18 protein-coding genes and 2 pseudogenes are annotated in these 26,197 nt (G+C 51.3%); 8 read left to right on the top strand and 12 right to left on the bottom strand.

What is annotated here, in order from left to right:
* The first annotated feature begins 511 nt into the window (after nt 1-511).
* Nucleotides 512-1,837: an OprD family porin gene (locus ACX3YD_RS15480; RefSeq protein WP_282382579.1), complete on the top strand. Its 1,326-nt coding sequence runs from the start codon at nt 512-514 to the stop codon at nt 1,835-1,837.
* Between the two features lie 376 nt (nt 1,838-2,213).
* Here the strand turns inward: ACX3YD_RS15480 and ACX3YD_RS15475 are convergent, their stop codons facing one another.
* The 5 genes from ACX3YD_RS15475 to ACX3YD_RS15455 form a co-directional block, all read right to left on the bottom strand.
* On the bottom strand, nt 2,214-2,546 hold the full coding sequence (locus ACX3YD_RS15475; RefSeq protein ID WP_454838570.1) for a DUF2790 domain-containing protein: 333 nt from the start codon (nt 2,544-2,546) through the stop codon (nt 2,214-2,216).
* 143 nt (nt 2,547-2,689) lie between these two features.
* A complete protein-coding gene (locus tag ACX3YD_RS15470) occupies nt 2,690-2,887 on the bottom strand; it encodes a co-regulatory protein PtrA N-terminal domain-containing protein (protein ID WP_017341679.1) in 198 nt (65 codons plus the stop codon).
* 143 nt (nt 2,888-3,030) lie between these two features.
* The gene (locus ACX3YD_RS15465; protein ID WP_458960471.1) at nt 3,031-6,246 is read right to left on the bottom strand and encodes a CusA/CzcA family heavy metal efflux RND transporter; all 3,216 of its coding nucleotides are present in this window, start codon (nt 6,244-6,246) and stop codon (nt 3,031-3,033) included.
* Between the two features lie 26 nt (nt 6,247-6,272).
* A complete protein-coding gene (locus tag ACX3YD_RS15460) occupies nt 6,273-7,502 on the bottom strand; it encodes an efflux RND transporter periplasmic adaptor subunit (RefSeq protein ID WP_454838572.1) in 1,230 nt (409 codons plus the stop codon).
* Nucleotides 7,503-7,590: 88 nt separating this feature from the next.
* Nucleotides 7,591-8,877, bottom strand: a complete 1,287-nt coding sequence (locus tag ACX3YD_RS15455) for a TolC family protein (protein WP_454838573.1) — start codon at nt 8,875-8,877, stop codon at nt 7,591-7,593.
* Between the two features lie 366 nt (nt 8,878-9,243).
* Between ACX3YD_RS15455 and ACX3YD_RS15450 the strand changes: the two genes are divergently transcribed.
* From ACX3YD_RS15450 to ACX3YD_RS15435, 4 genes are all read left to right on the top strand, one after another.
* Nucleotides 9,244-9,918 (top strand): heavy metal response regulator transcription factor, encoded by a 675-nt coding sequence (locus tag ACX3YD_RS15450; protein ID WP_045061360.1) that lies wholly within the window; start codon nt 9,244-9,246, stop codon nt 9,916-9,918.
* Nucleotides 9,915-11,345, top strand: a complete 1,431-nt coding sequence (locus ACX3YD_RS15445; RefSeq protein ID WP_454838574.1) for a heavy metal sensor histidine kinase — start codon at nt 9,915-9,917, stop codon at nt 11,343-11,345. The genes ACX3YD_RS15450 and ACX3YD_RS15445 overlap by 4 nt, the downstream gene beginning before the upstream one ends.
* Before the next feature lie 481 nt (nt 11,346-11,826).
* Nucleotides 11,827-12,501 carry a heavy metal response regulator transcription factor gene (locus ACX3YD_RS15440; RefSeq protein WP_045061362.1) on the top strand — a complete coding sequence of 225 codons (675 nt, stop codon included), beginning with the start codon at nt 11,827-11,829 and terminating at the stop codon, nt 12,499-12,501.
* Nucleotides 12,498-13,910: a heavy metal sensor histidine kinase gene (locus ACX3YD_RS15435; RefSeq protein ID WP_458960470.1), complete on the top strand. Its 1,413-nt coding sequence runs from the start codon at nt 12,498-12,500 to the stop codon at nt 13,908-13,910. The genes ACX3YD_RS15440 and ACX3YD_RS15435 overlap by 4 nt, the downstream gene beginning before the upstream one ends.
* A 41-nt stretch (nt 13,911-13,951) precedes the next feature.
* On the opposite strand, the gene ACX3YD_RS15430 is transcribed toward ACX3YD_RS15435, so the two are convergent.
* Together ACX3YD_RS15430 and ACX3YD_RS15425 are read right to left on the bottom strand one after the other, a co-directional pair.
* Nucleotides 13,952-14,281 (bottom strand): DUF2790 domain-containing protein, encoded by a 330-nt coding sequence (locus tag ACX3YD_RS15430; RefSeq protein WP_149415354.1) that lies wholly within the window; start codon nt 14,279-14,281, stop codon nt 13,952-13,954.
* Nucleotides 14,282-14,565: 284 nt separating this feature from the next.
* On the bottom strand, nt 14,566-15,243 hold the full coding sequence (locus ACX3YD_RS15425; RefSeq protein ID WP_454838602.1) for a heavy metal response regulator transcription factor: 678 nt from the start codon (nt 15,241-15,243) through the stop codon (nt 14,566-14,568).
* A 1,276-nt stretch (nt 15,244-16,519) separates the two neighbouring features.
* Here ACX3YD_RS15425 and ACX3YD_RS15420 point away from each other — a divergent pair.
* Entirely contained in the window at nt 16,520-18,220 is a 1,701-nt protein-coding gene (locus ACX3YD_RS15420) for a phosphoethanolamine transferase (RefSeq protein ID WP_454838576.1), read from the top strand.
* 249 nt (nt 18,221-18,469) lie between these two features.
* Here the strand turns inward: ACX3YD_RS15420 and rloA3 are convergent, their stop codons facing one another.
* From rloA3 to tnpC, 5 genes and pseudogenes are all read right to left on the bottom strand, one after another.
* A complete protein-coding gene (gene rloA3 / locus ACX3YD_RS15415) occupies nt 18,470-18,985 on the bottom strand; it encodes a retropepsin-like aspartic peptidase RloA3 (RefSeq protein WP_454838577.1) in 516 nt (171 codons plus the stop codon).
* A gap of 72 nt (nt 18,986-19,057) precedes the next feature.
* Complete coding sequence (locus tag ACX3YD_RS15410; RefSeq protein WP_017341666.1) at nt 19,058-19,972, bottom strand: cation diffusion facilitator family transporter; 915 nt, start codon at nt 19,970-19,972, stop codon at nt 19,058-19,060.
* Nucleotides 19,973-20,153: 181 nt separating this feature from the next.
* On the bottom strand, nt 20,154-20,522 hold the full coding sequence (locus tag ACX3YD_RS15405) for a TFIIB-type zinc ribbon-containing protein (RefSeq protein WP_458962052.1): 369 nt from the start codon (nt 20,520-20,522) through the stop codon (nt 20,154-20,156).
* Between the two features lie 90 nt (nt 20,523-20,612).
* Nucleotides 20,613-22,973, bottom strand: coding sequence for a heavy metal translocating P-type ATPase (locus tag ACX3YD_RS15400; RefSeq protein WP_454838579.1), 2,361 nt, complete (start codon nt 22,971-22,973; stop codon nt 20,613-20,615).
* A 728-nt stretch (nt 22,974-23,701) separates the two neighbouring features.
* Nucleotides 23,702-25,237 (bottom strand): annotated as a pseudogene (gene tnpC, locus ACX3YD_RS15395) (IS66 family transposase).
* Between tnpC and copD the strand changes: the two are divergent.
* Nucleotides 25,230-25,745 (top strand): annotated as a pseudogene (gene copD, locus ACX3YD_RS15390) (copper homeostasis membrane protein CopD); the annotation flags it as partial. The pseudogenes tnpC and copD overlap by 8 nt on opposite strands.
* A gap of 74 nt (nt 25,746-25,819) precedes the next feature.
* Nucleotides 25,820-26,161 (top strand): hypothetical protein, encoded by a 342-nt coding sequence (locus ACX3YD_RS15385; RefSeq protein WP_454838580.1) that lies wholly within the window; start codon nt 25,820-25,822, stop codon nt 26,159-26,161.
* Nucleotides 26,162-26,197: the final 36 nt, after the last annotated feature.

The following is a 26,197-nucleotide window of genomic DNA, read 5'->3' as shown; positions in this document are numbered from 1 at the left end:
GGGGAACTCCACAACACTACATCCGGAATATTTCCGCTATCGCTATCCCATTTTGGTTAGCGGCGACCGCCTTCCGGGTACAGCTATTACCGCATCCCAACTTAACCGCGGTCACTGCTTGAATCATATAAAGCTGTGTGATGGTCAGATTGGTCAGGTGAGCCAAAAATCTAAACGATCTCGGTTCGACTTCACTGTGACGATGCATCGAGAACTGATTTCAGCTCCTGAGCATGCGCACTTTCAGGTGTGGATTCGTGCTGCTGGTTAAGAGAATTCCTGAGAAAAGCCCTAGTAAAGGTAGAGCCACCCATCGGTTGGGGGCATGCCGCAAAAGTTAATTTTGAAAAAACAGGCGAATATTACAGAATTGTAATTTTTCAATCATCTCCCCGTTATCTTCAAATTGCAACGATACAAGTCGGCGACGATACGGGAGCAGAAACTGCTCCCGTAAACAATAATTCCAGCCGAAGAGCTTTCTAGTTCTGCCGAACCTAAGGAGTGATTAATGGATAACAATACGAAATTTTCGATGGCCGCTTTGGCGTTGGTTGTCAGTTCTGGGCCTTCTATAGTGTTTGCGGAGGAAAAGACTGGGGGGTTTATCGAAGACAGCAGCCTTACCGTGCTCAATCGAAATTTCTACTTCAATCGTGATCATCGTAACGGTCAATCAAGCCCCACGGGCAATGGCTACTCCGAAGCTTGGTCGCATGCGATTATCAGTAAGTTCGAATCCGGGTTTACCCAAGGCACTGTAGGCGTGGGCGTCGACGCTTTCGCGATGATCGGTTTGAAGCTTGATACGGGTGACGGTCGTAACGGCGGTCGTAGTTCATTCGATGTGCTACCTGTCAATGGCGACGGCGAAGCTCGAGATGAATACACGAAAGTCGGTGGCGCGGCAAAAGTTCGCGCTTTTGACACTGTGGTGAAAGTAGGTGATGTATTTCCCGCCAACCCTGTCGTGGCTTCTGGCGACTCAAGGCTTTTACCGGAAAGTTTCCGTGGTGTGACCGCTACCAATACCAGCATCGAAGGGCTGACAGTTCAGGGTGGTCGCCTGCATGCTATGAGTCAACCAGTCTCCAGCAATATGCGCGACAACTTCGCAACCTTCTATGCAGGCCCAGTTAACTCACCTTGGGTCGGCTATTTTGGTGGCGACTACAATGTGAATAAGAATATTATCGTTAGTCTTTACTCCAGTCGTCTCAAAGACGCCTGGAATCAATACTATGCTGGCACCGGGTTGAACTACTCCTTGTCTGATGAGCTTTCCGTATTCGGCGGTGTGAATTACTACAAGGCCGTTGACGAAGGGAAAAAACTGTTGGGCGAGTTCGACAACAATATTTGGAGCGCTAAGGTTGGCGTGAAGTATGGCGCACACTCACTTGCACTTTCTCACCAGCGAAATAATGGTAACGACGACTTCGACTATCTGCGTCAGTCGGATTCCATCTTTCTCGACAACTCAATCCAGTACAGCGACTTCAACTCGCCAAAAGAACGTTCATGGATGGTGCGTTACGACCTCGACATGAGCTCGTATGGTGTACCTGGCTTGTCGTTTATGACACGTTATGGTCGTGGCACCGACGCCGACTACTCCAACGCCAACGCCACATACATGCGGCGCGATGCGGATGGAAACCCGTTGACCGATCAGAAACGTTGGGAGCGCGACATCGAAGTAAAATACGTCGTTCAGACAGGCTCCTTGAAAGATATGTCCTTCCGCTTGCGACAAATGAACACCCGTGCAACCGCGTTTGAGTCTGATTTGGATGAAGTCCGTGTGATCGTTGAGTACCCACTAGCGATTCTGTAATACCTGAACGGGATAATTCGTTCTTCACGAATATCCCGTTTTCGCTAGAAAGATTTCAAAAATGTAATTTTTCAATCATCTTCATGTTAACTTGAATTGCTTATAGTGAGTGGGAGTTAATAGGAATCTAGCTAGCGCATCTGGTTGGAGTCCTATAGACAAGTAGCTAGTATGTGAAAATCTGAAACTCATCGCTGTTCAGTTAAAAGCTCCAAGCTCACCTTTAGAAGCTCCTTTGGAAAAAGGTGAATTTTTAAGACGTCCCTCGGGGCGTCTTTTTTATGCCCGTTAAAACACGAGCATATAAAAAACGCCCGATACCTCTAAGTATTGAGGTTAATCGAGCGTACAAATCCCTCTGACAGCAGCATAGCTGCTAGCCGCCTCGTTTACGACACTCTCCAGCCACAGTGTACCTAATTGTATTTAGCTGTCCTTTTGAATCTTCATAGGTCATTGCGGCGGGCACCACTGCGCAGACTTTTGCAGGCCGCACCACACTGATAACCTTCACAACATCCACCTTCATCCCGTACTCGTATTCTTTCGACACAGGGGCGCTTTTCCCCTGGCTAATTGCATACTGCTCCATGGCTTTAGCATTCGCCGCCATCATCTTTTCAAAGGCTTTGTCTCCTCCCCCTTCCGCCAGTACGAGAGAGGATAACGTCAGAGCTCCAGCGAAAGTAATAATATTCATGAACTTCATATTTAGTACCTCATATATTAACTGTTACAAGGATATCAATTCGAACATTGCGATGGCGTGGCGGCTAGGTTACGAATGTGTAATAAAGCCGTAAAAAAAACCGCCGCCGGAAACCGGAAGCGGTTTTTTTATACGCAGTACTACTACATTTTACCTGTCTCATCTTTAGCATCACTTGACACCACGGGAACGCTCTTCCCTTCTCTAGCAACATATGCCTCCATTGCCACATCTCGCGCCGCCATCATTTTTTCGAAGGTTCTGTCCCCCCCACCTTCGGCTAAAGCAACTGAAGAAAGGATTAAAGCACCCGCAAGAGCGCAGATTTGAGCAATTTTCATACTGACACCTCATATAGTTAACGCTAGTAGGGTATCAATTCGAACCTATCAACACGGTGGCGCCAAGATTACAGATTCGTTATGTAGCTCACATAAAAAAGCCCACTATCGAATCTCGATAGTGGGCTTTTAAAACTAAAGAATTATACGGCTTCTATTTTATCGTCTTCGTCTTCGGCTTCGTCTTCGTCTTCGTCTTCGTCTTCGTCTTCGTCTTCGGCTTCTTCCTCGTCTCGGCGGTGCGCCCATTGATAAAGCGCAGGCAATATCAGCAGGGTCAACGCAGTTGAGGATAGGATGCCCCCGATCACCACGGTAGCCAGGGGTCTCTGGACCTCTGCCCCCGTTCCGGTGGCCAGTGCCATCGGAATAAAGCCAAGAGAGGCCACCAGAGCTGTCATCAACACTGGGCGCAACCGGGTAAGAGCCCCTTCATTGATTGCGGAACTCAACGAATGTCCTTCCTCCCGAAGATTGCGGATGAACGCAATCATCACCAGACCATTCAGCACCGCCACGCCCGACAACGCGATGAAACCAACACCTGCCGAGATCGACAGCGGTATGTCTCGGAGCCATAAAGCCATGACTCCCCCCGTCAACGCGAATGGAATACCGGTGAACACCAATAGGCCATCCTTGAGGTTGTTGAACATCATGAACAAGAGTGCGAACACCAAGAGCAGGGCCACCGGGACTACAATCTGTAGTCGCTTGGCAGCGGATTGGAGCTGCTCGAACTGTCCTCCCCAGTTGGTCCAGTAACCGGCCGGGATCTGCACTTCTTTATCAATGGCGCTACTGGCCTCCTGTACAAATGAGCCGATATCACGCCCACGCACGTTGGCGCTGACGATCACCAGACGTTTGCCGTTTTCACGACTGACCTGGTTAGGTCCCAACACTAGATCGAGGCTAGCCACCTCTGAAAGAGCAATAAACCCGATCTGATCGGCATTGGTGTTAAGCAGCGCCGGTACCGGGATTAGCAGTGTGGACAATCCCTCGAGATCCTTACGCATGGCGTCGGATAAACGCACCACCATGTCGAATCGGCGGTCTCCCTCATACATCGTACCGGCTTGACGACCACCGACCGCCACCGCAATGGTGTCTTGTACGTCGCCAACGTTCAGTCCGTAACGGGCGGCTTTGTCACGATCGATGTTGATGGTCAGTACCGGCAGTCCCGACGTTTGCTCGACTTTGACCTCGGAGGCACCATTGATCTTCTGCATGGACGCGGCAATTTTTGCAGCGGTGCTGTTAAGCACCGCCATGTCATCACCGAAGACCTTGACCGCCACATCACTGCGCACGCCTGAAATCAGCTCGTTAAAACGCAATTGAATAGGCTGAGAAAGCTCATAGTTGCTTCCGGGCATTCCGGCTGCAGCTTTTTGGATATCAGCTACCAACGCCTCTCTGGATTTATTCGGATCAGGCCATTGATTCTTCGGCTTGAGCATCACGTAGCTGTCAGAGATGTTTGGTGGCATTGGGTCTGAGGCAATTTCTGCTGTACCAGTACGAGCAAACATCCGCTTGACCTCCGGTACCTTTGCTAACACAAGTCTTTCCAGACGTTGCTGCATTTCTACCGATTGCGTCAGGCTGGTACCTGGTACACGCAGTGCTTGCAACGCGAAATCCCCTTCACTGAGGCTCGGCACAAACTCGCTGCCCATTCGACTGGCGACCACACCGCACACCGCGATAACGGCTAGTGCTATGGCGAATGCCATTGATCGATGGCCCATGACCCATTCTAGCGCTGGCGCATACACCCGACGGGCGCCACGCATGATGAAGTTCTCTTCTTCCTTGACCTTACCGGTGACGAACATCGCAATCGCCGCCGGGACAAAGGTCACCGACAACAGCATCGCGCCGAGCAAGGCAATCACCACAGTAAACGCCATCGGGTGAAACATTTTTCCTTCGACGCCGGTGAGGGCAAAAATCGGTAGGTACACGACCATGATGATCAACTGGCCGAAAATCAGCGGTCGGCGTGCTTCCTTGGCCGCCGCGAACACTTCGTGAAAGCGTTCGGAGCGGGTGAGGATGCGTCCGTGGTGTTGCTGTGCATGGGCCAGACGACGGATGGCGTTTTCGACAATGACCACCGCGCCATCAACGATGATGCCAAAGTCCAACGCTCCGAGGCTCATCAGGTTGGCGCTGACCTTGTTGGTAAACATGCCAGTGAATGTGAATAGCATCGCGAGCGGGATCACCATGGCAGTAATCAGAGCCGCGCGAATGTTGCCAAGGAACAGGAACAGAATCGCGATCACCAGGATCGCACCTTCAATCAAGTTCTTCTTAACGGTGGCAATTGCCTTGTCCACCAAATTGGTACGGTCATAGACGGTGACTGCCACCACCCCTTTTGGCAGTGAGCGGTTGATTTGCTCAAGCTTGCTAGCAACGGCTTGGGCCACGGTGCGGCTATTCTCACCGATCAGCATGAACACTGTGCCGAGCACCACTTCACGACCGTTTTCGGTCGCTGCCCCCGTGCGCAATTCACGGCCGATGTCCACGGTTGCGACGTTCTTGACACGGATGGGCGTACCGTCGACGTTGGCCATGACGATATTGGCGATATCTTCGGTGGTCGCTACTTGGCCAGGTGCGCGAATCAGTAACTGTTCGCCACTGTGCTCGATATAACCGGCACCGACGTTGGCGTTGTTGCGCTCCAGCGCTGTAACAAGGTCAGTCAGCGTAAGCTTGTAAGCCGCCAAGCGTTTTGGATCGGGTGCAATCTGGTACTCCTTGGCGAACCCGCCAATGGTATTGATTTCGGCGACCCCGGGAACATTGCGCAGCTGAGGCTTGATGATCCAGTCTTGGATCACCCTCAGGTCGGTCGGCGTATAGGGACTGCCGTCCTCCTTGACGGCACCTTCTTCAGCCTCGACCGTCCACAGGAAAATTTCACCCAGACCGGTTGAGATCGGCCCCATGACGGCTTCCACCCCCTCGGGTAGTTGCTCCTTGGCCACCTGCAACCGTTCGTTGACCAATTGTCGGGCGAAGAACAGGTCAGTGCCTTCCTTGAAGATCACTGTGACTTGCGACAAACCCGAGCGTGACAGCGAGCGAGTTTGTTCTAGAGCCGGCAAACCAGCCATTGCAGTTTCGATGGGAAACGTGATGCGCTGCTCGGTTTCCAGTGGTGAAAAACCTGCTGCCCCTGTGTTGATTTGCACCTGGACGTTGGTGATATCGGGAACGGCGTCGATCGGCAGCTTCTGGTAGCTGGCTATACCGAGGCCGGCCATGAGGAGAACCGCGAGCAGCACGATGATGCGCTGCTCGATGGCAAATTGGATCAGGCGTTCGAACATGAGAACCTTCTCGTGGAAGTGGCGGATCAGTGGGCGTGTTCAGCCGAGGCTTTACCCAGTTCTGATTTCAGAATGAAACTGCCGGCAGCGGCGACTTGAACACCGGGCTCCAGGCCCTCCGTGATCTCGACCAGACCCGCCGAACGGCCACCTGTCTCCACTGGCTGAGCTTTAAACCCGTTGTCCGTTCGAACGAAAACAGTTTGCTTGTCCTCGACTGTCTGGATAGCCGCTTCTGGTACTGCGACCTTTGTTTGCCGAGTATCAGTGTCAACCTGCACGGTCACGAATAGCCCGGGACGCCATGCACCTTGTGGATTGGCCAAGGTCACGCGGACCGTGGCTGTACGAGTTTGCTCGCCCAACAAACTGCCGACATAGGCCACGGTTCCAGTGACTTCGGCATTCAGTTCCGACGCACTGACCGTGACCGACTTGCCCACCAGTACCTTGTTTAAATCCTTTGGCGAGACACCAAAGGTCACCCACACACGCGACAAGTCGGAGAGGGTGAAGGCATTAGTGGTTTCGCTGACAACCTCACCGAGGCCCAAGTGTTTCTCAACGACAACCCCGTCAAACGGCGCACGCAATTCATATCGGTTACCCCCGCTGGTGACCGAGCTGCCACTGAGTACGCTGATTTTTTGTCGAGCATTGCTGAGGGCGATTTCGGCTTCTTGCAAAGCCTGGCGGGCTTGCAGGAAATCCTGTTCGGCAGAGATTTTGTCCTGCCATAACTGTTGCTCTCGCTCGTAGGTAGTACGGGCCAACTCAAGACGACGTTGCGCCGCGGCTTGTTCACTACGTTGATCAGAAATTTGTTGGCTGGCGATCACGGCCAGCAACTGGCCTTTTTTCACCGGCTGACCAAGATTGACATGGACCGACTCAACGACACCGGGTACGCGGGGCACCACATGCGCAGTGCGGTCTTCATCAAAACGGATTTCTCCAGGAAAGGGCAATGAAAGGCTAATGCTCTGCGCCTTGGCTTCGACCAACTGGATGCCGGCTGAGCTGATCTGCTCTTCGCTCAGAGTCAAATGACCCTCTTCCGCTTCTCCTTCGGCGTGTTCGCCCTCGGCCGACTTTCCGCCAGTAGTTTCATCGCCGTGATCGTCATGGCCTTTGCCCTCCTGAGCCTGAGCCTGAGCTTCGGCTGAGGGCACCGATGGGCTGCTCATCCACAACGAGCCGATGCCTATACCCACCGTCAAGGTCAGTACAGCGACGAGGATTAGTTTTTTATCCATGGAGACTCCCTGCGCAGCCCAGTCGGCAGTCACGGATTACCGTGGTATTGCGATGCTGAGCAGCGGTAAAAAAAGCGTTATATGAAATTCACGGGGTTCGAGTGAGAAGGGCGACATCACCGAAAATTCGCTCGATGCGCACCCAGGCATCTGTCGCCTCGGCGATAGCCTGGATGTATTGCGTTCGGGCGCTGATCAAAGTGCGCTGAGCATCGAGCACGTCGAGGAAGTTAAACTTGCCCATTTCGAAACCTCGGGTAGCGGTGTCGACGGCACTTTGCGCGGCAGGCAGGATGGTTTGATTGAACGATGCGACTTCAGTGTTAGCCGTTATCCACTGATCCAGGGTGGTCTGGATTTCTGTGCGCAGGCGTAACTCACTGGCGTTACGAAGGTCGCGGGCTTGATCGGTACGACGGGCGGCGGCCAGTACGTTGCCCTGGTTACGGTTAAACAATGGGATGGGCATAGACAGCCCCACGACATTCACCCGCTCGCGCTCGCGCTCGTCGTATTGGCTCCCGATACTCACGGTCAGGTCCGGAATTCGCCGAGCCTTCTCAAGGCCAAGGGAGGCTTCCCGCTGGTCTATTTGCAGTTTTGCCAATCGTAGCTCCGCGGTTTCACCTATGCGAGTAAGCAGCAGTGACGGCTCCGGCACGGTCGGCATCCCCCGGCTTGGATCGCCCACAGACACGAATGCAGGCAAAGGCGCGCCCATGACCTGAGCGAGTCGCTGGTAGGCACTGGCCTCATCCCGCTCAGCCCGCCTCAGCTCCAGGCGCACTTCTGATAGCTGAACCTCTGCGCGTGTACCTTCAACGGGTGAGGATTTGCCACTCTTGATGCGACCTTGCGCTACCCGCAAACCGCGCTCGGCGAGCTCAAGTGATTGACGTGACAACAGCAGCCTTTGCTGAGCCGTTGAGGAGCTGTAAAACGCCTGAATGACATCGGCACGCAGAACATTGCGTTTGCGCTCCAATTCAATCCCGGCCGCGTCCTGAGCTCGACTTGCCACTTCGATCCTAGCCCCGCGCTTCCCGCCAAGCTCGATCGGCTGGTTGATCATCACCGTCGTAGTGCGCGAGTTTCTCCGAGTATCTTCAGCCTCCCAGGAAACCTCAGGGTTAGGGATCAACCCTGCCTGCTGTCGCTCTCCCTGAGCAATACCAGTCTCCCATTGAGCGGCCGCCAGATCAGGGTTATTGGCAAAAGCAGTTTCAAGCGCCTGATCCATTGTGAGCATTTGAGTGGTCGCCGCAAACAAAGGACTAGTCAAAAGCGCAAGGATCGAAATGAGACCTGCTCTTAGCATGGTCTTATGCGTGATTGGGTGAGCAATAAACTTTCTACACCGAAGTAATTCCATCATTCCTTAAAACCTTTAAAACAAAAAAATTCCCCATGAGGCAAATGTAATTCTCCGCACCTATCAACAAGGTGACTGAAAAATTACAAATACGTTATCCAGCGGAAAAACCTCAATTAATGCATTAGGATGAAGTCAACAAGTGCTCGCGCCAAGAAACAACCCGAAACAAAAAAAGGGGAGCCGAACCTAGTACTTTAGGAGGTCAAGGAAACATGACGAACCTTGCAAAGCTTTAAAAAGACCATGTTGCGAAGAAAATTAAAGATGTAGCCAGAATCGAAACGTTTATACAGATTAATAAAGCCCTTAAACCATGTTTAACGAGCATCCAATCATTCCGATACATTTACCAGAGGGTGAAATCCTATGCGAATCCTTGTGATAGAGGACGAGCTGAAGACTGCTGAGTACTTACATCAAGGCCTGACTGAAAGTGGCTATATTGTAGACTGCGCATCGACCGGGGCTGATGGACTCCATCTAGCACGTCAGCAAGCTTATGATCTGGTAATACTAGACGTAAATCTACCTGAAATTGACGGTTGGGACGTTCTTGAAAATATTCGGCAGACTAGTAGCACTCGGGTAATGATGCTGACTGCAAGAGGGCGTCTGGCAGACAAAATCAAAGGATTGGATTTGGGAGCCGATGATTACCTGGTCAAGCCATTTGAATTCCCTGAGTTGCTTGCAAGAGTACGCACTTTAATGCGTCGCAGCGAACATATTCCAGTTCCAGAGGTATTAAAAGTCGCTGACCTTGAACTTGATCAAGGCAGACATCGCGCATTTCGCGGAAAGCAACGCATAGATCTGACGACAAAGGAGTTCGCGCTGCTTCATCTGTTGATGCGTCAATCAGGAGAGGTGTTATCTCGCACTCAAATTATCTCTTTAGTGTGGGATATGAACTTTGACTGCGACACAAACGTTGTCGAAGTTTCGATACGAAGATTGAGAGCAAAAATAGATGATCCATTTGAAACAAAATTAATACATACCCTTCGTGGCGTAGGCTATGTATTGGAGGCGAGGAAATGAAACCGGTCAGCCTATCGATGCGGCTGGGGTTGACAGTTAGCATTATGGGAGCGGTACTAGTAGTGCTGTTAGCGATACTAGCTTTTTTAGCGCTTACTCACGAACTTGATTCGCGCGCAAAAAATTGCTTAGAGAAGAAGATGAGTCAGATTGAGCACAGTCTACTGATGGATATCAGTACCCGTGACATGAGTTTAAAACCACACGTGCTATTAGATCAAGTGCTGGGACACGACAATCTTAACCTGACCATCTTTGATGATGACAACATGAGTGAACCTCTGCTGAGTTTTGGAGCAGATATACCTGAAGTATCTACGAATCAAGCCGGAACAGCCGCCAGTAATAAGCTGTCGTACTACTCCCCAGCCGAAGAGTCCGGAATCCACATCCTCACCGCCTCTAAGCTCATGAAATTAAAGGATGGTGAGTTCGTATCGGTCCTACTGTCTATTGATCGCTCGAATGATGAAACGCTATTGAGCGCCTACCTGAGTTCGACCATTGTAGCGGTTCCACTGTTGCTGATTCTGATTGGTATCAGCGCCTGGGCTATTGTGCAACGAGGCTTATCCCCCCTCCGGGAATTCCGGAAAGTTGCAGCAATGGTGTCGGCCCAGGATTTAAGTCATCGACTCTCAGTTGTCAAGATGCCCCAAGAACTCAGTGAGCTTGCTCACGGTATAAACTTCATGCTGCACCGTCTTGACGGCGGAGTTCAACAACTATCGCAATTTTCTGATGACTTGGCGCATGAGCTGCGGTCACCGATTACGAACCTTATGGGGAAAGCTCAGGTAACACTTTCTCGAGAACGCCCGGCAAAAGAGTACAAGGCTGTTTTAGAGTCATGCACCGAGGAACTAGGACGAGTCACCAGAATTGTTTCAGACATGCTTTTCTTGGCCCAAGTAAGTCATCCGGCTGCACTCGTGCCGTTTGAAAGCATTTTACTAGAGGATGAAGCGCTAAAAGTCATCGACCTTTTTTCTCTATCGGCTGAGGAAAAGAGCGTTGGTATAACTGTCAGCGGATGGGGCAAAGTTTTAGGTGATCGACTCATGATTCAACGGGCTATTTCCAATCTTTTATCAAATGCCATTCGTCACTGCCCAGCAGGGCAGTCCATTGCTATAGCGATTGAAACGCAATCTGAAAAAGTATCCCTATCAATAAGTAATCCTGGGGTAGGAATTGAGCACCAGCACTTGTTTCATATTTTCGATCGCTTCTATCGTGTGGATAACAGTCGCTCACGAGCTGAAGGTGGTACTGGATTAGGGTTGGCCATTGTCCGATCCATCATGAGCCTGCACCAAGGAATGGCAGAAGTCCAAAGTATGCCGGGCCATCTGACAGTTTTTCGACTTACATTTCCAAAATATAATGCACAAAGCAACTTAAAAGCCAAAAAACCAAGGGAGTGATTTTAGTAAAACCGTAACTAAAATCACGACAAACAATAGTCTAAGAACGAGACTCCGAAAATTCATAGAGCATAGATAGCGCGGGGTACTTACAAATCGCAAAGCGAGATCAACTCCCCTTGGTACATCCTGCCAGTCTCCCCAAAAAGATGCGTGCAGCATTAAATTGACTATCTGCGCCGTAACACTTCGAAACGATTCCCCATAGATATCAGCCGAGCGGAGCTTGGCTTCTGGCTGAAATGAATGTATTGGAGTCGCGCATTAACATGCCTGCGACATATAGTCGCAAATACTTTTATCGTAAAATGTCCTCCTCCTGTTGACCCTGTAGCAGCTTCAGGCTTGATACTGACCACTTGAGCAATGCGCGGTTTTGAGATTTTTATGATCGAATAGTTCTACATCATTTCTTAGTCGGGCACTTAAATAAATTTCGAAAGTTTATTATTCAATTCATATTACATAGGGCGGCACTACCATGCGAATGCTTGTAGTTGAGGATGAGCTTAAAACTGCCGAATACCTGCATCAGGGTTTGACTGAAAGCGGCTATATAGTAGACCGGGCGGCGAATGGTACGGATGGACTTCACCTTGCGCGTCAACAAACCTACGACTTGGTAATACTTGACGTCGATCTACCACAACTTGATGGCTGGGGTGTGCTCGAGCGACTGCGCCAAAGCAGTAACACCCGGGTCATGATGCTAACCGCTCGCGGGCGCCTGGCGGACAAGATCCGCGGCCTGGACCTGGGTGCCGATGACTATCTGGTCAAGCCATTCGAATTTCCGGAACTGTTGGCCCGGGTACGAACTTTAATGCGTCGCAGCGAACAAGTTTCCGTCCCTGAGGTCTTGAAAGTCGCCGATCTGGAACTCGACCAGGGCCGCCATAGGGCCTTCCGGGGCGAGCAGCGCATCGACCTGACGACCAAGGAGTTTGCTTTGCTGCACCTTTTGATGCGCCAGTCGGGTGAGGTGCTTTCCCGCACTCAGATCATTTCATTGGTCTGGGACATGAACTTCGACTGCGACACCAATGTGGTCGAGGTTTCAATCCGCCGCCTGAGGGCCAAGATTGATGATCCTTTTGACAAGAAGCTAATCCATACCCTGCGCGGCGTTGGCTATGTACTGGAGGCCCGGGAGTGAAGTCGGCAAGCCTGTCGATGCGGCTGGGTTTGGCGGTGAGTATCATGGGCGCATTGTTGGTGTTATTTCTGGCGGTTCTTGCGTTCCTCGCGCTAACGCATGAGTTAGATAAACTGTCAAAAGACAACTTGAGCGAGAAAATGCGGCAAATCGAGCACAGTCTTTCGCTGTATGAAAAACCTGTCGACATCAACATTAAACCGCACGTTTTGCTGGATCAGGTGATGGGGCATGACCACCTCAACCTTACCATTTATGACCTGATAAATATGAGGACGCCGCTCTTGAAGTCAGGCTTTGGCTTGACGGACCCCAGGGTGGAGTTGAAGGCGGCAGGGGTTGCCACCGACAAGGTGTCGTACTCCCGAAGCACCGATGATCAGGGCCGGCACTTCCTGACTGCATCCAGACTGATCCGCTTACCGAACGGTACGAATGTCGCCGTATTGCTGTCGCTTGATTGCGCCAACGATGAAGCGCTGCTCAGCACATATCTAAGCTCAACGATCATGGCCTTGCCGTTGCTGCTGCTACTTATCGGCCTCAGTGCCTGGGCAGTGGTAAAACGGGGGCTCGCGCCGCTGCGGGAGTTTCGCAAGGTGGCCGCCATGATCTCTGCTCAGGACCTCAGCCATCGACTCTCGGTGGTCAAGATGCCGCAGGAGCTCAGCGAACTGGCCCATGGCATCAACTTCATGCTGCACCGACTAGACAGCGATGTTCAGCAGTTGTCGCAGTTCTCCGATGACTTGGCCCACGAACTACGAGCACCCATTTCCAACCTGATGGGCAAAGCCCAGGTGACGTTGTCCCGGGTGAGGCCGGCCGAGGAGTACAAAGCGGTTTTGGAGTCCTCCACCGAAGAGCTTGGGCGCGTAGCCCGGATTGTCTCGGACATGCTTTTCCTGGCACAGGTCAGTCATCCCGCTGCGCTGGTCCCGTTTGAGACCATTGCTCTGGAGGATGAAGCCTTGAAGGTCATCAATCTGTTTTCACTGTCGGCGGAAGATAAACAGATCAGCGTGAGCGTTACTGGCAGGGGGTCGACCATTGGTGATCGGTTGATGATTCAGCGGGCAATTTCCAACCTGATGTCCAATGCAATCCGCCATTGCCCAGTAAGCCAAGCCATCACAATCACCATCGAAGTCCATGCCACAGAAGTCTCGCTACATGTAGCCAACCCAGGCGCAGGTATTGAACCTCAACACCTACCGCACTTATTCGATCGTTTTTATCGAGTTGACACTCATCATTCGCGCGCTGAAGGAAGTACCGGGCTTGGTTTAGCCATTGTGAAATCAATCATGAGTTTGCATCAGGGAGTCGCAGAAGTTAATAGCTGCCCGGGCAAGATCACGACCTTCAAGCTGGGTTTTCCAAACATCCATGGACACACCAGCTGGTGACACCAACCATTGAAAAAACAGCCCTTATTCACGTCATCCGTTCATTCGTGCGTGTTACGACACACACCCATAATTTGGTATTCAATAGTGTGAAGCTTTCCAGCTGAGTCCTCATAGGTCATTCGAAAAGGTACAATGTTGCAAGAGCGAATTGGTGGGGTCGTACTCACCACTTTTGCGATATCAAGCTTCATTCCATCACGATATTTCTGAACTTCCGGAGCTGTCTTACCTTTTTGGGCTGCGTAGGCTGCCTTTGTTTTCTGATTTGCTTCCATGGCGTTGTCGTTGCGATCACCACGGCTTTCAGCGAATGTTATCGAAGACAATGATAGCGTCAGCGCAACAGCACTTAATTTTAAAGCGCTCATCGCAGAGTCTCTTTGAAGTGGTTACAAAGCTGTTAAACTTACGTAAGTTTAACGAGATAAACCTTTCTGACTAATTTTAGAAAAATTACTTATTTGTAATTTCCACCCGTTAGCCTCAAAAGCTTAGTGAGGTATCAAAATCAGCCAGGCGCAGTACCGTCCCACCCAGGAGCCATTTGGAAATCCTATAAAACTGACTATTAGAGCAAATATTTGTGCATTCTGAATTTAAATTGAATGTCGATTATTTCACACAATTTCAAAATTCGAAGGATTAAGAGGGCTCATTGATCACGCGTTTCGAGAACATATCCAGCACCACGCAAGGTATGGATTAGCTTCTTGTCAAAAGGGTCATCAATCTTAGCCCGAAGCCTTCTCATTGCTACTTCAACAACATTGGTGTCGCAATCAGCATTCAGCCCCCAGACAGAGGACATGATTTGCTTGCGTGACAGCGTCGTACCAGTCTGGCGCATCAAGAGGTGTAGCAAGGCGAACTCCTTGTTGGTCAGTTCAATCCGCTGCTTGGCGCGACAGGTACGGTGTCTGCCCAGATCGAGTTCCAGGTCGCCGACACACAGCACATCGGGCAATGCCGACAATTCAGTGCGACGCATCAGAGTACGTACTCGGGCCAACAGTTCTGGAAACTCAATTGGTTTGACCATGTAATTGTCGGCGCCTAGGTCGAACCCTTTGATTTTGTCCTCCAGACTACCTTTAACGGTAAGTATCATGATAGGCGCAATAATGACCTTGCGAATGCTTACAAGTAGACCCCAATCGTCACGTTGCGGTAGGTTCGCGTCGAGCACTACAAGATCATAAGCCTGTTGGGATACTAAGCGTAAGCCATCGATTCCGCTGGCGACGCAATCAACGACGAATCCACTTTCAGTCAGCCCCTGATGTAAATAATGGGCGGTTTTCAGCTCGTCTTCTATTATCAAAATACGCATTTTCATAAAATCTCGATACTAAATAATAAAACTTCCTTATACGCGCATAGATAACTTCACTCACCAACCCATTCCAACATATTTGCATTGATCGATTTTAGTCAGTAAGAATTTATCACGCATTATCGAGGCTCCGCTACGCAATCGACGTAAAACATACAAACCTCCACACTAAATAGATCTTAGACTAATTGTCCGCAGCAGATGGGCTTATAACAAATTTGTAATTCTTCAGTCACCCTTCTGATAACTGCTCAGCAGTACATTGAGTGTGCAAAAAATCTACGCGTCATAGGATTCTTCGGACGGGGCGACTTCTGATCGAATCCAGACACCTGAAATCGATGCTCGCAGTTTTTTTAGACCATCAAATATTTATTAGTGAACAAAGAAACAGTGCGCTTTGGGGGCGTAAATCTCGTTATGCGATCTCGCATTAGAAAAATGTTGTGGGCGGTTGGTCCACTGTCTCGTGTTTCGTCGTTGATGACGGCGTCGCGACAGGAAGCCCACGTCGAGGCTAGGACCAAACCCCAAACCGCATTACTCAATAACCCAAGCCCCGTAGATGTCCAGTGGGATATCCAAACTGTCCAAACGGGGCACCAACAGACTGATTTGATCCCTAATCCAGTACTAATGGATGCCAAAGCCTTCCGCGAAAATTCGAACACCACCAACGTAAAGCTCCGTCGGACGCCGAAAGTGTGCGTCATGCGTGCACAGCAAGGTCTGATTTCAGTTCAGAGTTCGCAATGTCTGGCGGAACGAGGATGACCAGCATCCGGAAGCGGTTGACCCTGGTGGGCGCTTCAACACCGATTTTGTCCTTCGGCCGCAAACTAAAAAGTATTTCGTCGGCGGCCAGCCGTACCTATCAGTCTCGTGATCTGCACAACGTCACCAAGCTACGCCTGCGGTACGAAATCCGCCTCGCTGTAGACAAGCGCTCGACGGCCAACAGAGCAACAAAGTCTACGCGGCCCCGCACCCAGTATTACGCTTCAGCACAACTACTGGTGTTCAAGGACGAATCGAGCAGATCTACAGCCACGTCGCTTACTTGGAAGGGTACCTCATGAAAAAGATTTTCATCAGTTTGGGGTGTCTGGCGGTTCGGCTAGTCGCAGATCGCCAACTAGCTGACGAGAACGTTCAGGGTCACTGGTGCATCCACGAGTTGCACCGCGCCATTGGCGATTTTTTCTTACCTAAAACGTAGTGACACTCCGGTGGCAGCTCGCGCCTGGATACGTCGAGATATTCCGGAGTACCCATGAATAACAAAGTACCAATTCGCAGTTGGGAAATCACACTCGGTAGTAATCAGTTAATTCTTGCAGTTTCAACCTGGCTTCTATTGTTTAGTAACTGGCCATTTTGGCGAGCTGTCTGGCAAGGCGTGGGAGGCCTACAGGACGGAAACACCATATTCGTGCTTAGCCTGCCTTGGTTCGTGTTGATTTGGCTATACGTATTGCTCAGCGTGATGGCCTGGGGACGCTTGATAAAACCTGTGCTAGCTATCGTGCTGCTGGTTTCGGCAGCAACGAGTTACTTTATGAATAGCTATGGCATAGTAATTGATTACAGTATGCTAACGAATGTGATGCAGACGGACAGCTCCGAGGCCACGGACCTGCTGAACTGGGAACTACTGCTGTGGATGCTGGGCTTTGGTGTTATACCGGGGTTGATTTTCACCCGAGTCCGTTTGATCCAACGATCGTGGTCTCGCGCACTTGCTCATCGATTGATGGGTGTGGCGGTAGCGCTCACCTGCTTGGCGGTCATCGTATTTACGCTTTATCAATCCTATGCATCGCTGATGCGTAACCATCGCGAACTCCGATTGATGTTGGTTCCGTCGAATGTGGTTTCGGCAATCCATGGGTATACGCGTCGCCAGCTAGCAGTTCCCACCGAATTAAAAACCATTGGTGCTGATGCCCGCCGTGAAGAAGCCACTGCTGGTGTACGCAAACCACGGCTAACGCTACTTATGGTGGGGGAAACCGCTAGGTCCGCTAACTTCTCCCTCAATGGCTATACCCGGGATACCAATCCGGAATTGGCCAGGCGTGGTGTCTTAAGTTTTACCAATGTCAGCTCATGTGGAACAGCTACGGCCGTTTCCTTACCCTGCATGTTCCTGGATGTGGGTAAAGAAGGCTACAAAGACGGTATGGCGCTGCGTAGAGAAGGACTATTAGACGTTTTGCAGCGGGCCGGAGTATCGGTCCTTTGGAGAGACAATAACTCGGGTTGCAAAGGCATTTGCGACCGAGTACCAAATGAAAAATTGAACAATCAAAAAACGCTGGGATTATGTAGAGCCGACGAGTGTTACGACGAAGTCTTATTGCAAGATTTACAAGCCTACTTGGATAAACAGCAGCGGGATTCAATCGTGGTGCTACACATGAAAGGCAGTCACGGCCCATCCTACTCGAAGCGCTATCCGCCAGCGTTCGAACGATTCGGGCCCGTTTGCAATAATAACCAACTTGAACGTTGTACGCGCGAAAGCATTGTCAGTGCCTATGATAACAGTCTCAGTTATACGGACTACGTACTTGGGCAAACGATCGACCTGCTAAAGCGTAACGCTGAACGTTTTGATACGGCGATGCTTTATGTCTCTGATCACGGTGAGTCCCTCGGCGAGAATGGGCTTTACTTGCACGGACTTCCTTATGCTATGGCTCCCAGCGAGCAGACTAGTATCCCCATGGTAATCTGGATCTCCAAAGACATGCAGTCGCGTCAATCCCTCGATTCCCAATGTTTGAAGGAACAGCGTGACGTATCACTGTCCCATGACAACTTATTCCATTCTATATTGGGGTTGATGGGTATTCAAACTACATCATATCGCCCAGAGCTTGATCTGTTCAGTACCTGCCAGTCCAAAGCGTCAACACCGTTAAAGCTCGCGCAGACATTTGAGCGTCAATCAATGAAAACACCGAAATAAGTGGAGCTGCGCGAGAAAGATCTAAAATGACCCTATAGTATGAGCATACTTTGATTAGAAGCCATGCAACTATTAATCGTTGCATGGCGCCACTTCTAACTCTTCCTAAAAATCAGCATCCGGGTGAGCTTTTTTTTTAAGACTATTTAGTCGGCCACATCAAGCATCAAAAAAGCTGCAAAATTCTGCCGAGCTATTTTCTCAATACATTCACCCTGCACGTATAGATAAAATGTATAATTCAGGTGTTTAATTACAGTTTGGTTCGTTAGTGAATGTGCGTGAAACATCGACCGCCCCCAAGCCCCCCAAAGTTTTGCGACCAATCAATACGGGGTAGTTCATGTCGCCTCGATCCTTCAGTGAAAACTCTTCCTTATAAATTTTATCACCTATGCACATCGTCATCATGACTACTGGACGATGTTCAGCGCCACCGGCGCCTCGAACCTTTACATTTCTTTCGACGCGTCGCTCGAAGAGTGCGTTACTCACCTTCTTAGTTTTTGTGTCTTTTACTTTAACGTTGAAACGAACCCATTCCTCTCCATTTTTACGGAATCGTTCTAAGTCTTTCGCATCCATCGAGGATGTAAGAGCCCCTGTATCTAACTTTACTTTCACAGCAATATTTTCTGGTAAAAGTATTCCTTCCTCAACCCACCCGTATACCCTTTCTGGATTAGCAGGTGTTGAAAAAGCTGGCTGCGCAACAAAAGCCAAAAACAAAGCCAGCCCAGAATAACTTAAAATATTTCTGACCATTTTAATCGACCCTTTTGATCTGTATCGCGACGTATAAACGTTCATCCAGCTTAAATAAATACCACGACTCAGTTAGTGGACCATACCCTCATGATCGTCAGCCAGTTGATCGTGAAAATCAGAACCTTCCATTTGGACGGTAGTATGGCTGATGTGGAACTTATCACTCATAAGGCTGGTTACTTCAGCCAAGATAGCTTGCTCGCTGCGGGAAGCCGAGTCAGCGACAAGATGGACGCTCATAACACTTTTACCACTGGTCAAAGCCCAGATATGCAAATCGTGGATATTCTTGACCCCCTCAATGCCATAAAGCGTTGCCTCTACCTTCTCAATATCGATGCCCTCTGGAACCCCTTGCAGCAATATGTTCATGCTTTCCTTGAGCAATGACCAAGTCCTGGGCAGCACCCAGAACCCGATGCCAGCCGCGACAAGTGAATCAACCCAAGTCCAGCCGGTGAAACGGATCAAAAGAGCTGCGATGATGACGCCAATTGACCCCACCATATCGCTCCAGACCTCTAAATAAGCGCCCTTCACATTGAGGCTTTCCCCACTGGCAGCACTCAGTAGGCGCATTGAAACAAGGTTGACGATGAGCCCGAACACCGCAATGACCAACATGCCAGTCGACTGGATTTCCGCCGGGACTTTAAGTCGCAGATACGCTTCATAAACGATGTATATAGCGACTAAAAACAGCAAGACCGCATTGAAGGTGGCTGCAAGTATTTCAAATCGTGCGTACCCGAAGGTCCGCTTCCTATCCGCAGAGCGCTTGGCTATATGAATAGCGACCAAGGATATCGCCAAAGCCGCAACGTCCGTCAGCATGTGGGCCGCGTCGGATAATAAGGCCAAGCTGCCGGTGACAAAAGCTCCAATGACCTCCGCGACCATAAAGCTTGTCGTCAGGGTGAGTGCGATCCACAGCAACTTTTCGTGACCGGCGCGTACCTGGCCGTGACTGTGTCCTGAACTCATAACCTTTTCCTCAAACGCCGCTCGCTGAAACTCCAACCACCCAGGTAGCACCCTTGCTACGAGTCGATTGCAGGATATAAAGACCAGCTAATACCCAAAACCGTTCCATCTCATGAAACACCCTATTTCAGAATTGGTGCTGGTTCGAGGTATATCCCGATCAAAGCGCGAAATCGCAGCCTTAATCGAACATCTCCTGCAAAAATGATTTTTTGCGGTACGACTGTTGCCCCTGATGCCCACTCTGGTTTTGATGTCCACCATGACTTTGATGGCCGCTCTGATGACTGCTCTGATGGCCACCTTCTCTCCAACCGCCACCGTGACTTCCTCGCTGATCTCCATGAGCTTGGCTATCTCCATGCTGGCTGTAACCGGGTTGTACTGCTGGAGGAGCATTCTGTACGGGTGGAATTGGGTTCTGTGGAAGAAACCTAACGGCCTCCTGTTGTTGGCTGCGCTCGATGATCTTGTCGAGTTCACCTCGGTCGAGCCAAACGCCACGGCATTGAGGGCAATAATCAATTTCGATGCTTTGGCGCTCAGTCATTACGAGGGCAGTATCTTTGCAGATCGGACATTGCATGATTTGATTTCCTTGTGTGGGCATGTAATTGAAGACGAAGTCGCAGCTTTCGTATCACCGACGCAGTAGCCGCAGTCCGTTGAATACGACCAGCAGGCTCGCTCCCATATCGGCGAAAACAGCCATCCACAACGTAGCGTGGCCGGACAATGCAAGCGCCAAAAATACAACTTTGATACCCAAGGCCAGTCCGATGTTTTGCTTCAAAACAGAGGCACATCGACGACTCAGGCTAATAAAATCAGCAATCTTGCGTGGGTCGTCATCCATGATGGCGACATCAGCCGTTTCAAGGGCTGTGGCAGTCCCTGCGGCCCCCATCGCAAAACCAATGTCGGCTTGCGCCAATGCTGGAGCATCGTTCACACCATCGCCCACCATGCCAACAGTACCAAAGCGGCGTTTGAGTTCCGCGACGGCGACTTGTTTATCCTCCGGCATCAAGTTTCCGCGTGCATCCTGTATACCGAGCTGCGCGGCGATGGACTTGGCCGTTGCAGGATTGTCGCCCGTGAGCATCACCGGTACGACATTCAATGCTTTCAGAGCAGTTACGGCTGCAATGCTTTCAGGTCTTACTGTGTCCGCCACAGCAAAAATCGCCACCGGACCTCTGGCGGCGCAAAGCACGATTACTGTTTTTCCTGCGTTTTCGAGCAACGACAATCGGGCTTCAAGCGCAGGCGAACACAGACCTAACTCCTCAACCAAGCGGTGGTTGCCCAGGTGCCATAATTGACCATCAATAACGCCTTTGACACCACGACCGTTGAGTACACCGAAGTCCTCAACCGAAAAGGGAGCGACGTCTGGTTGCTGTAATTTCCAGCCGTTGACCAACGCCTTTGCCACTGGGTGCGTGCTGTGGTCGTCGAGACTCGCAGCGATCTTCAAAGCCAATTCGATGGGTAGATCACCAAACGGCTCGGTATCAGTCAGTACCGGCTTGCCTTGGGTCAAAGTTCCGGTTTTGTCGAGTGCCACAACTTTAAGAAGTCGCCCGCTTTCGAGGTATGCACCGCCCTTAATCAAAATGCCATGTTTGGCAGCCGCGGCAAGTCCACTGACAACGGTAATTGGCGTTGAAACTACCAAAGCACACGGGCAGGCGATGACTAGGAGGACCAGCGCCTGATAGAGCCAATCGCCCCAGGTACCAGCGAACAGAACGGGGCCCAACGCAGCAACCAACAGGGCAAGAACCACTACAGCCGGGGTGTAATAACGTGCAAACTGATCTACAAACCGTTGAGTAGGGGCTCGTTGAGCTTGCGCGTCTTGTATGGCCGCAGCGATACGAGCAAGAGTGCTTTCTCCTGCTACGGCCGTCACAGTCGCTTCAACCACTCCGTCGGTAACGATACTGCCTGCGTAAAGCGGGTCACCGACCTGCTTATCAACTGGAAGGCTTTCGCCAGTAATTGGGGCCTGATCAAGCGCAGCGCGACCAGACTCGACGCTGGCATCCAACGGTACTCGCGAACCTGTACGAACCCGAATACGACTACCGAGTAACACATTCGCCACGGGCTGATCTTTCCAGGCACCGTCAATCATTACTTCGGCGGTTTCCGGCGCCAACGCAGTTAGCGACTTGATCGCGTTACGCGCTCGCTCCAAAGAAAGTGCTTCGATAGCTTCAGCAATAGCGAAGAGGAAAACCACCATCGCAGCTTCAGGCCACTTACCAATGACGAGAGCACCAACGACAGCCAGCGACATCAGAAAATAAATGTTCAGAGTAAAGTTCTTAATCGCAATCCAACCCTTTTTTAGGGTAGGCAAGCCAGCGCTAAGAATGGAAAGAGCGGCAAGCACCATCACCGGCCAAGAGCCTTCCTGCCCAGTTGTCCACGCGATGACTTCAGCGGCGATAGCAGCCAAGCCGCTGATGGCCAGCAATCCTTTCAGTTTGGCGCTCAAGGCCGGGGGAACCGCTGATGGCGCGGCACCGGCCTCAAGCAGGCTCGGACCCATGTCCAAAGCGACTAAGGCGGCGACGATTGGTTGCGGATCATCCAGCCGATGATGGACTGTCAGCTCTCGATTCAGGAGATTGAAGTCGAGCCGAACAATTCCGGCCATTGGCTCCAGTCGGTTTCGGATCAAGCGCTCCTCAGTAGGGCAATCCATTTTATCGATGCGGTAGCGAACCCTGTTAGTCCCTTCCGGGGCGGGGCTGCTCTTGGTAATAGCCACACCTTCGGTAGCTAGTGTGCCATGAGCACAGCACGCATCGGCATGCGCATGCTTGTGATCGTGATCGTGATCGTGATCGTGATCGTGGCCATGTTCTTTGTGATGCCTGGGTTCAGCAGCCTTAACAGACCCATGCTGATGGTCAGATCCGCAACACTCTTCTTTCTTCTGCACGTGAAGACGGAGGACCGGCTTGAGCTTGTTTTCTTGGTTCATGATGCTTCTACCGCGAAGGATAATTCCCCCATTCAACAGCCTGTACCTACTACAGGGTCAAGTGCCCAATGAAGTTATTTGTAGCTGCTTTTGTGTGCGGATAGCTTGGTCCTCCTTGAACAGCACCGAGCCTATAGACATGCGCGCGGGCACTGACACCTCGCTTGCTCGGGCAACCTATCCGTGGCGCAGCAAGGACACGCCTTAGTATTGGGAGAATGTGTGACGACAGCCGGCCACGGTAAGCAGTAGGATCTGGTGACACGCAAGGAAGAACAACATGAAATCGAGCAGATTGTTAACCAGAGGTGTGCGGTATGCCAACCAGTGACGAGTGGACGGAGTGGCACCTAACACCCAGGGGCTGGAAGTGTGGCACTGAGCAGAAGGATTACCGTCGGGTGGACCGCACGCCTCCAGCAGACCGAGTACTAACCAGTAAATATAGGCTGTACCTGGGATCATCGAGCTCTATGGTGGACAAAGGTAACGAAGATATATGGCGATCTCCTGATAGCGATGTGGTGGAAGAACTTCTCAAGCTATATGGCAATCCGCCTGAACACCTCTAGAAGGGAAACCCGCCGAATTCGGAAAACCTTCGCGTACGATTTTTTCCGAATTCTGCGGGCCCCCCAATTTTAGTGGGAGATTCGACATGGACGCTGCATAAGAAACCAACCACCCGCGCAAAGGAGCCTGACCAATGCCGAACCCTCATTACATTTTTACGCCGGCTGCCCCTTATGCGGCAGCAACACGTCAATCTGACTCATCTTCTGCGTCGGCAGCCGCGCCAACACGTCTTTCATATAGGCATACGGATCATGCCCATTGAGCCGTGCCGACTGGATCAAACTCATGATCGGAGCCGCACGTTTGCCGCTGCGTAAAGAACTTGCGAACAGCCAGTTCGAACGCCCAATGGCCCACGGTCGGATCTGGTTCTCCGCCCGATTATTGTCAATGGGCACCGCGCCATCGTCGAGGTAGCGCGTCAACGCCGTCCAGCTTTTAAGGCTGTAATCCAAGGCTTTGGCGATGGCTGAGCCTTCGGGTACCAGCTGGCGCTGCGCGATCATCCAGGCATGCAGTGCATTGATGAGCGGCGCGGTTTTTTCCTGCCGTATTCGGCGTCGTAAATCCGCTTCCAAGTCACGTACTTCACGCTCGACTTCGTAAAGGTTTGCGATGTAGTAAAGAGTCTTTTCGGCGATCTGGCTTTTGTTGGTCGCATGTAAATCGAAGAACTTGCGCCGAGCGTGAGACATGCAGGCGATTTCGGTCACGCCTAGGTCAAAGCTGGCGCTGTAACCGGAGAAGCCGTCGCACACCAACTGGCCCTTCCAATCGTGTAGGAAAATGCGGGCATGTTCACCCGCGCGGCTGGGCGTGAAGTCGTAAACGACAGCGCTCAGCTAAGCAAATGGTGTCGTGGCATAGACCCAGACATACGCTCGATGGGTTTTCCTGGCGTCTGTTGAAAGCATCTGCACCGACGTTTCGTCGGCATGTATTACGTTGTGTTGGAGCACGACGTCGCGTAAGGCGTCGACCAGCGGTTGCAACTGTACGCCGCAGGCACCGACCCTGCGCCAGCGTCGAGCGCGGTATGGCCAAGCCGGCACGGCTGAAGATTTTTTCCTGGCGATACAGCGGTAAATGATTGGCGAACTTGGCGATCATCACCTGGGCCATCAGCCAGGCGGTTGGGATAACTTTGTCGATCACATGCGCCGGTACCGGCGCCTGAATCAGTGTTTCGCACTGATCGCAGATCCAATTGCCACGGATATGACGTTCGACGGTAAATACGCCCGGTGTGTAATCGAGTTTTTCGCTGACATCTTAGCCAATACGCTTGAGGGCGCAGCCACAGGTGCATTGCGTGTTGTTCGGTTCGTAATGGATTAGCTTGTGGGGCAACTGCGCGGGCAACGGCGCGCGCTTTGGTTTTTGGCGCACCTCAGACGAAGCGGGGGCGGATTGCAGAGCCTCCAGTTCGGCTTCGATGGCGGCAATGTCGGTGTCGAGCAGATCATTGAGGAGGCTGGCTTGCGCCGGGTTCAAATGTTCACTGCGCTTGGCAAAGCGATGGCGCTTGAGCAGCGCGATTCGTGAGTGAGTTGTTCGTTGACCGTTTTGAAGTGATGGACTTGTTTGTCGAGCTTTTCGACGAGTTGATCCAGGCTCTCGACACGCAGCATCAACTGCGCCGCCAGGGTGCGCAGTTGTTCAGGATGTTTGGACAGGGCAGGCGCCATGGATGAAGGCAGCCGACGCTACTGGCATTTCATCACCGATATATTCCATCTTTTAGCCGCAGGTGGCTGGTTGGGTGCTCTATTGGCATTCGCTCTACTGCTGCGGTTGAAATCGCCAAAGGGCGAACAAGAAGCTCGAATTCTTGCACGGGTGCTGACTGGTTTTGAATCGGACGGCGCTGTGATCGTAGTGATCATAAGCATTACAGGCGTAGTGAATTACCTGTTTGTCATCGGTCCAAATCTCGATGAAGTGATGCTCAGTACGTACGGTGTACTGCTGTTTTTGAAGGTCCTGCTCTTTGCCGGGATGATCGTGTTAGCCACGCTGAACCGCTTTCACCTAAGTCCGGTATTGGAGCGGTCAGTTCGAAATGGAGAATACTCAGCCGCGGTCAATGCCTTACGCCGCAGCATGACACTCGAGTTTTTAATGGCCGTCATCATAATTTGTCTTGTCGCATGGTTAGGCACTTTAAGTCCGGAAATGGAAATGAGCGCGGGATAGAGGTTGGTGACAGCCGACTAAGGAGTCTAGAAGGTGAATTGTAAGGGCCATTTCCACCGGCTACACTCCAGCCCATGAAACGCTATCTGCGGTTTTGCCTCATTTTCATGATTAGCCTGGCGCTACCCCTCAGCGGGATGGCGGGCGTTCAAGCATCGACAGAACCTTGCCCCATGAAGACGATGGGCATGGCGATGATGGACGACATGGGGATGGACTGCTGCAACGACATGAAAAGCCCTTCCGAGCACGGCAAACCTTGTAAGTCGGGTCAGGAATGCAAGACTGGCGGCATGCTGCAAGTCTCGATCTTCAAGCCTCCTGTCACCGTATTCAGCGCTGTAGTGCTTTCCCTCTTCAGCGATTCCCTACCCGTACAAACCCCGTCCGGGGTATGGCGACCGCCTCGCGTTTGATTCCTGTCCCACATTGAGCCTCATTCCGCGTTAGCG

Source organism: Pseudomonas fluorescens group sp. PF-1 (assembly GCF_054481335.1).
This window is presented reverse-complemented; position numbering and strand designations above follow the sequence as displayed.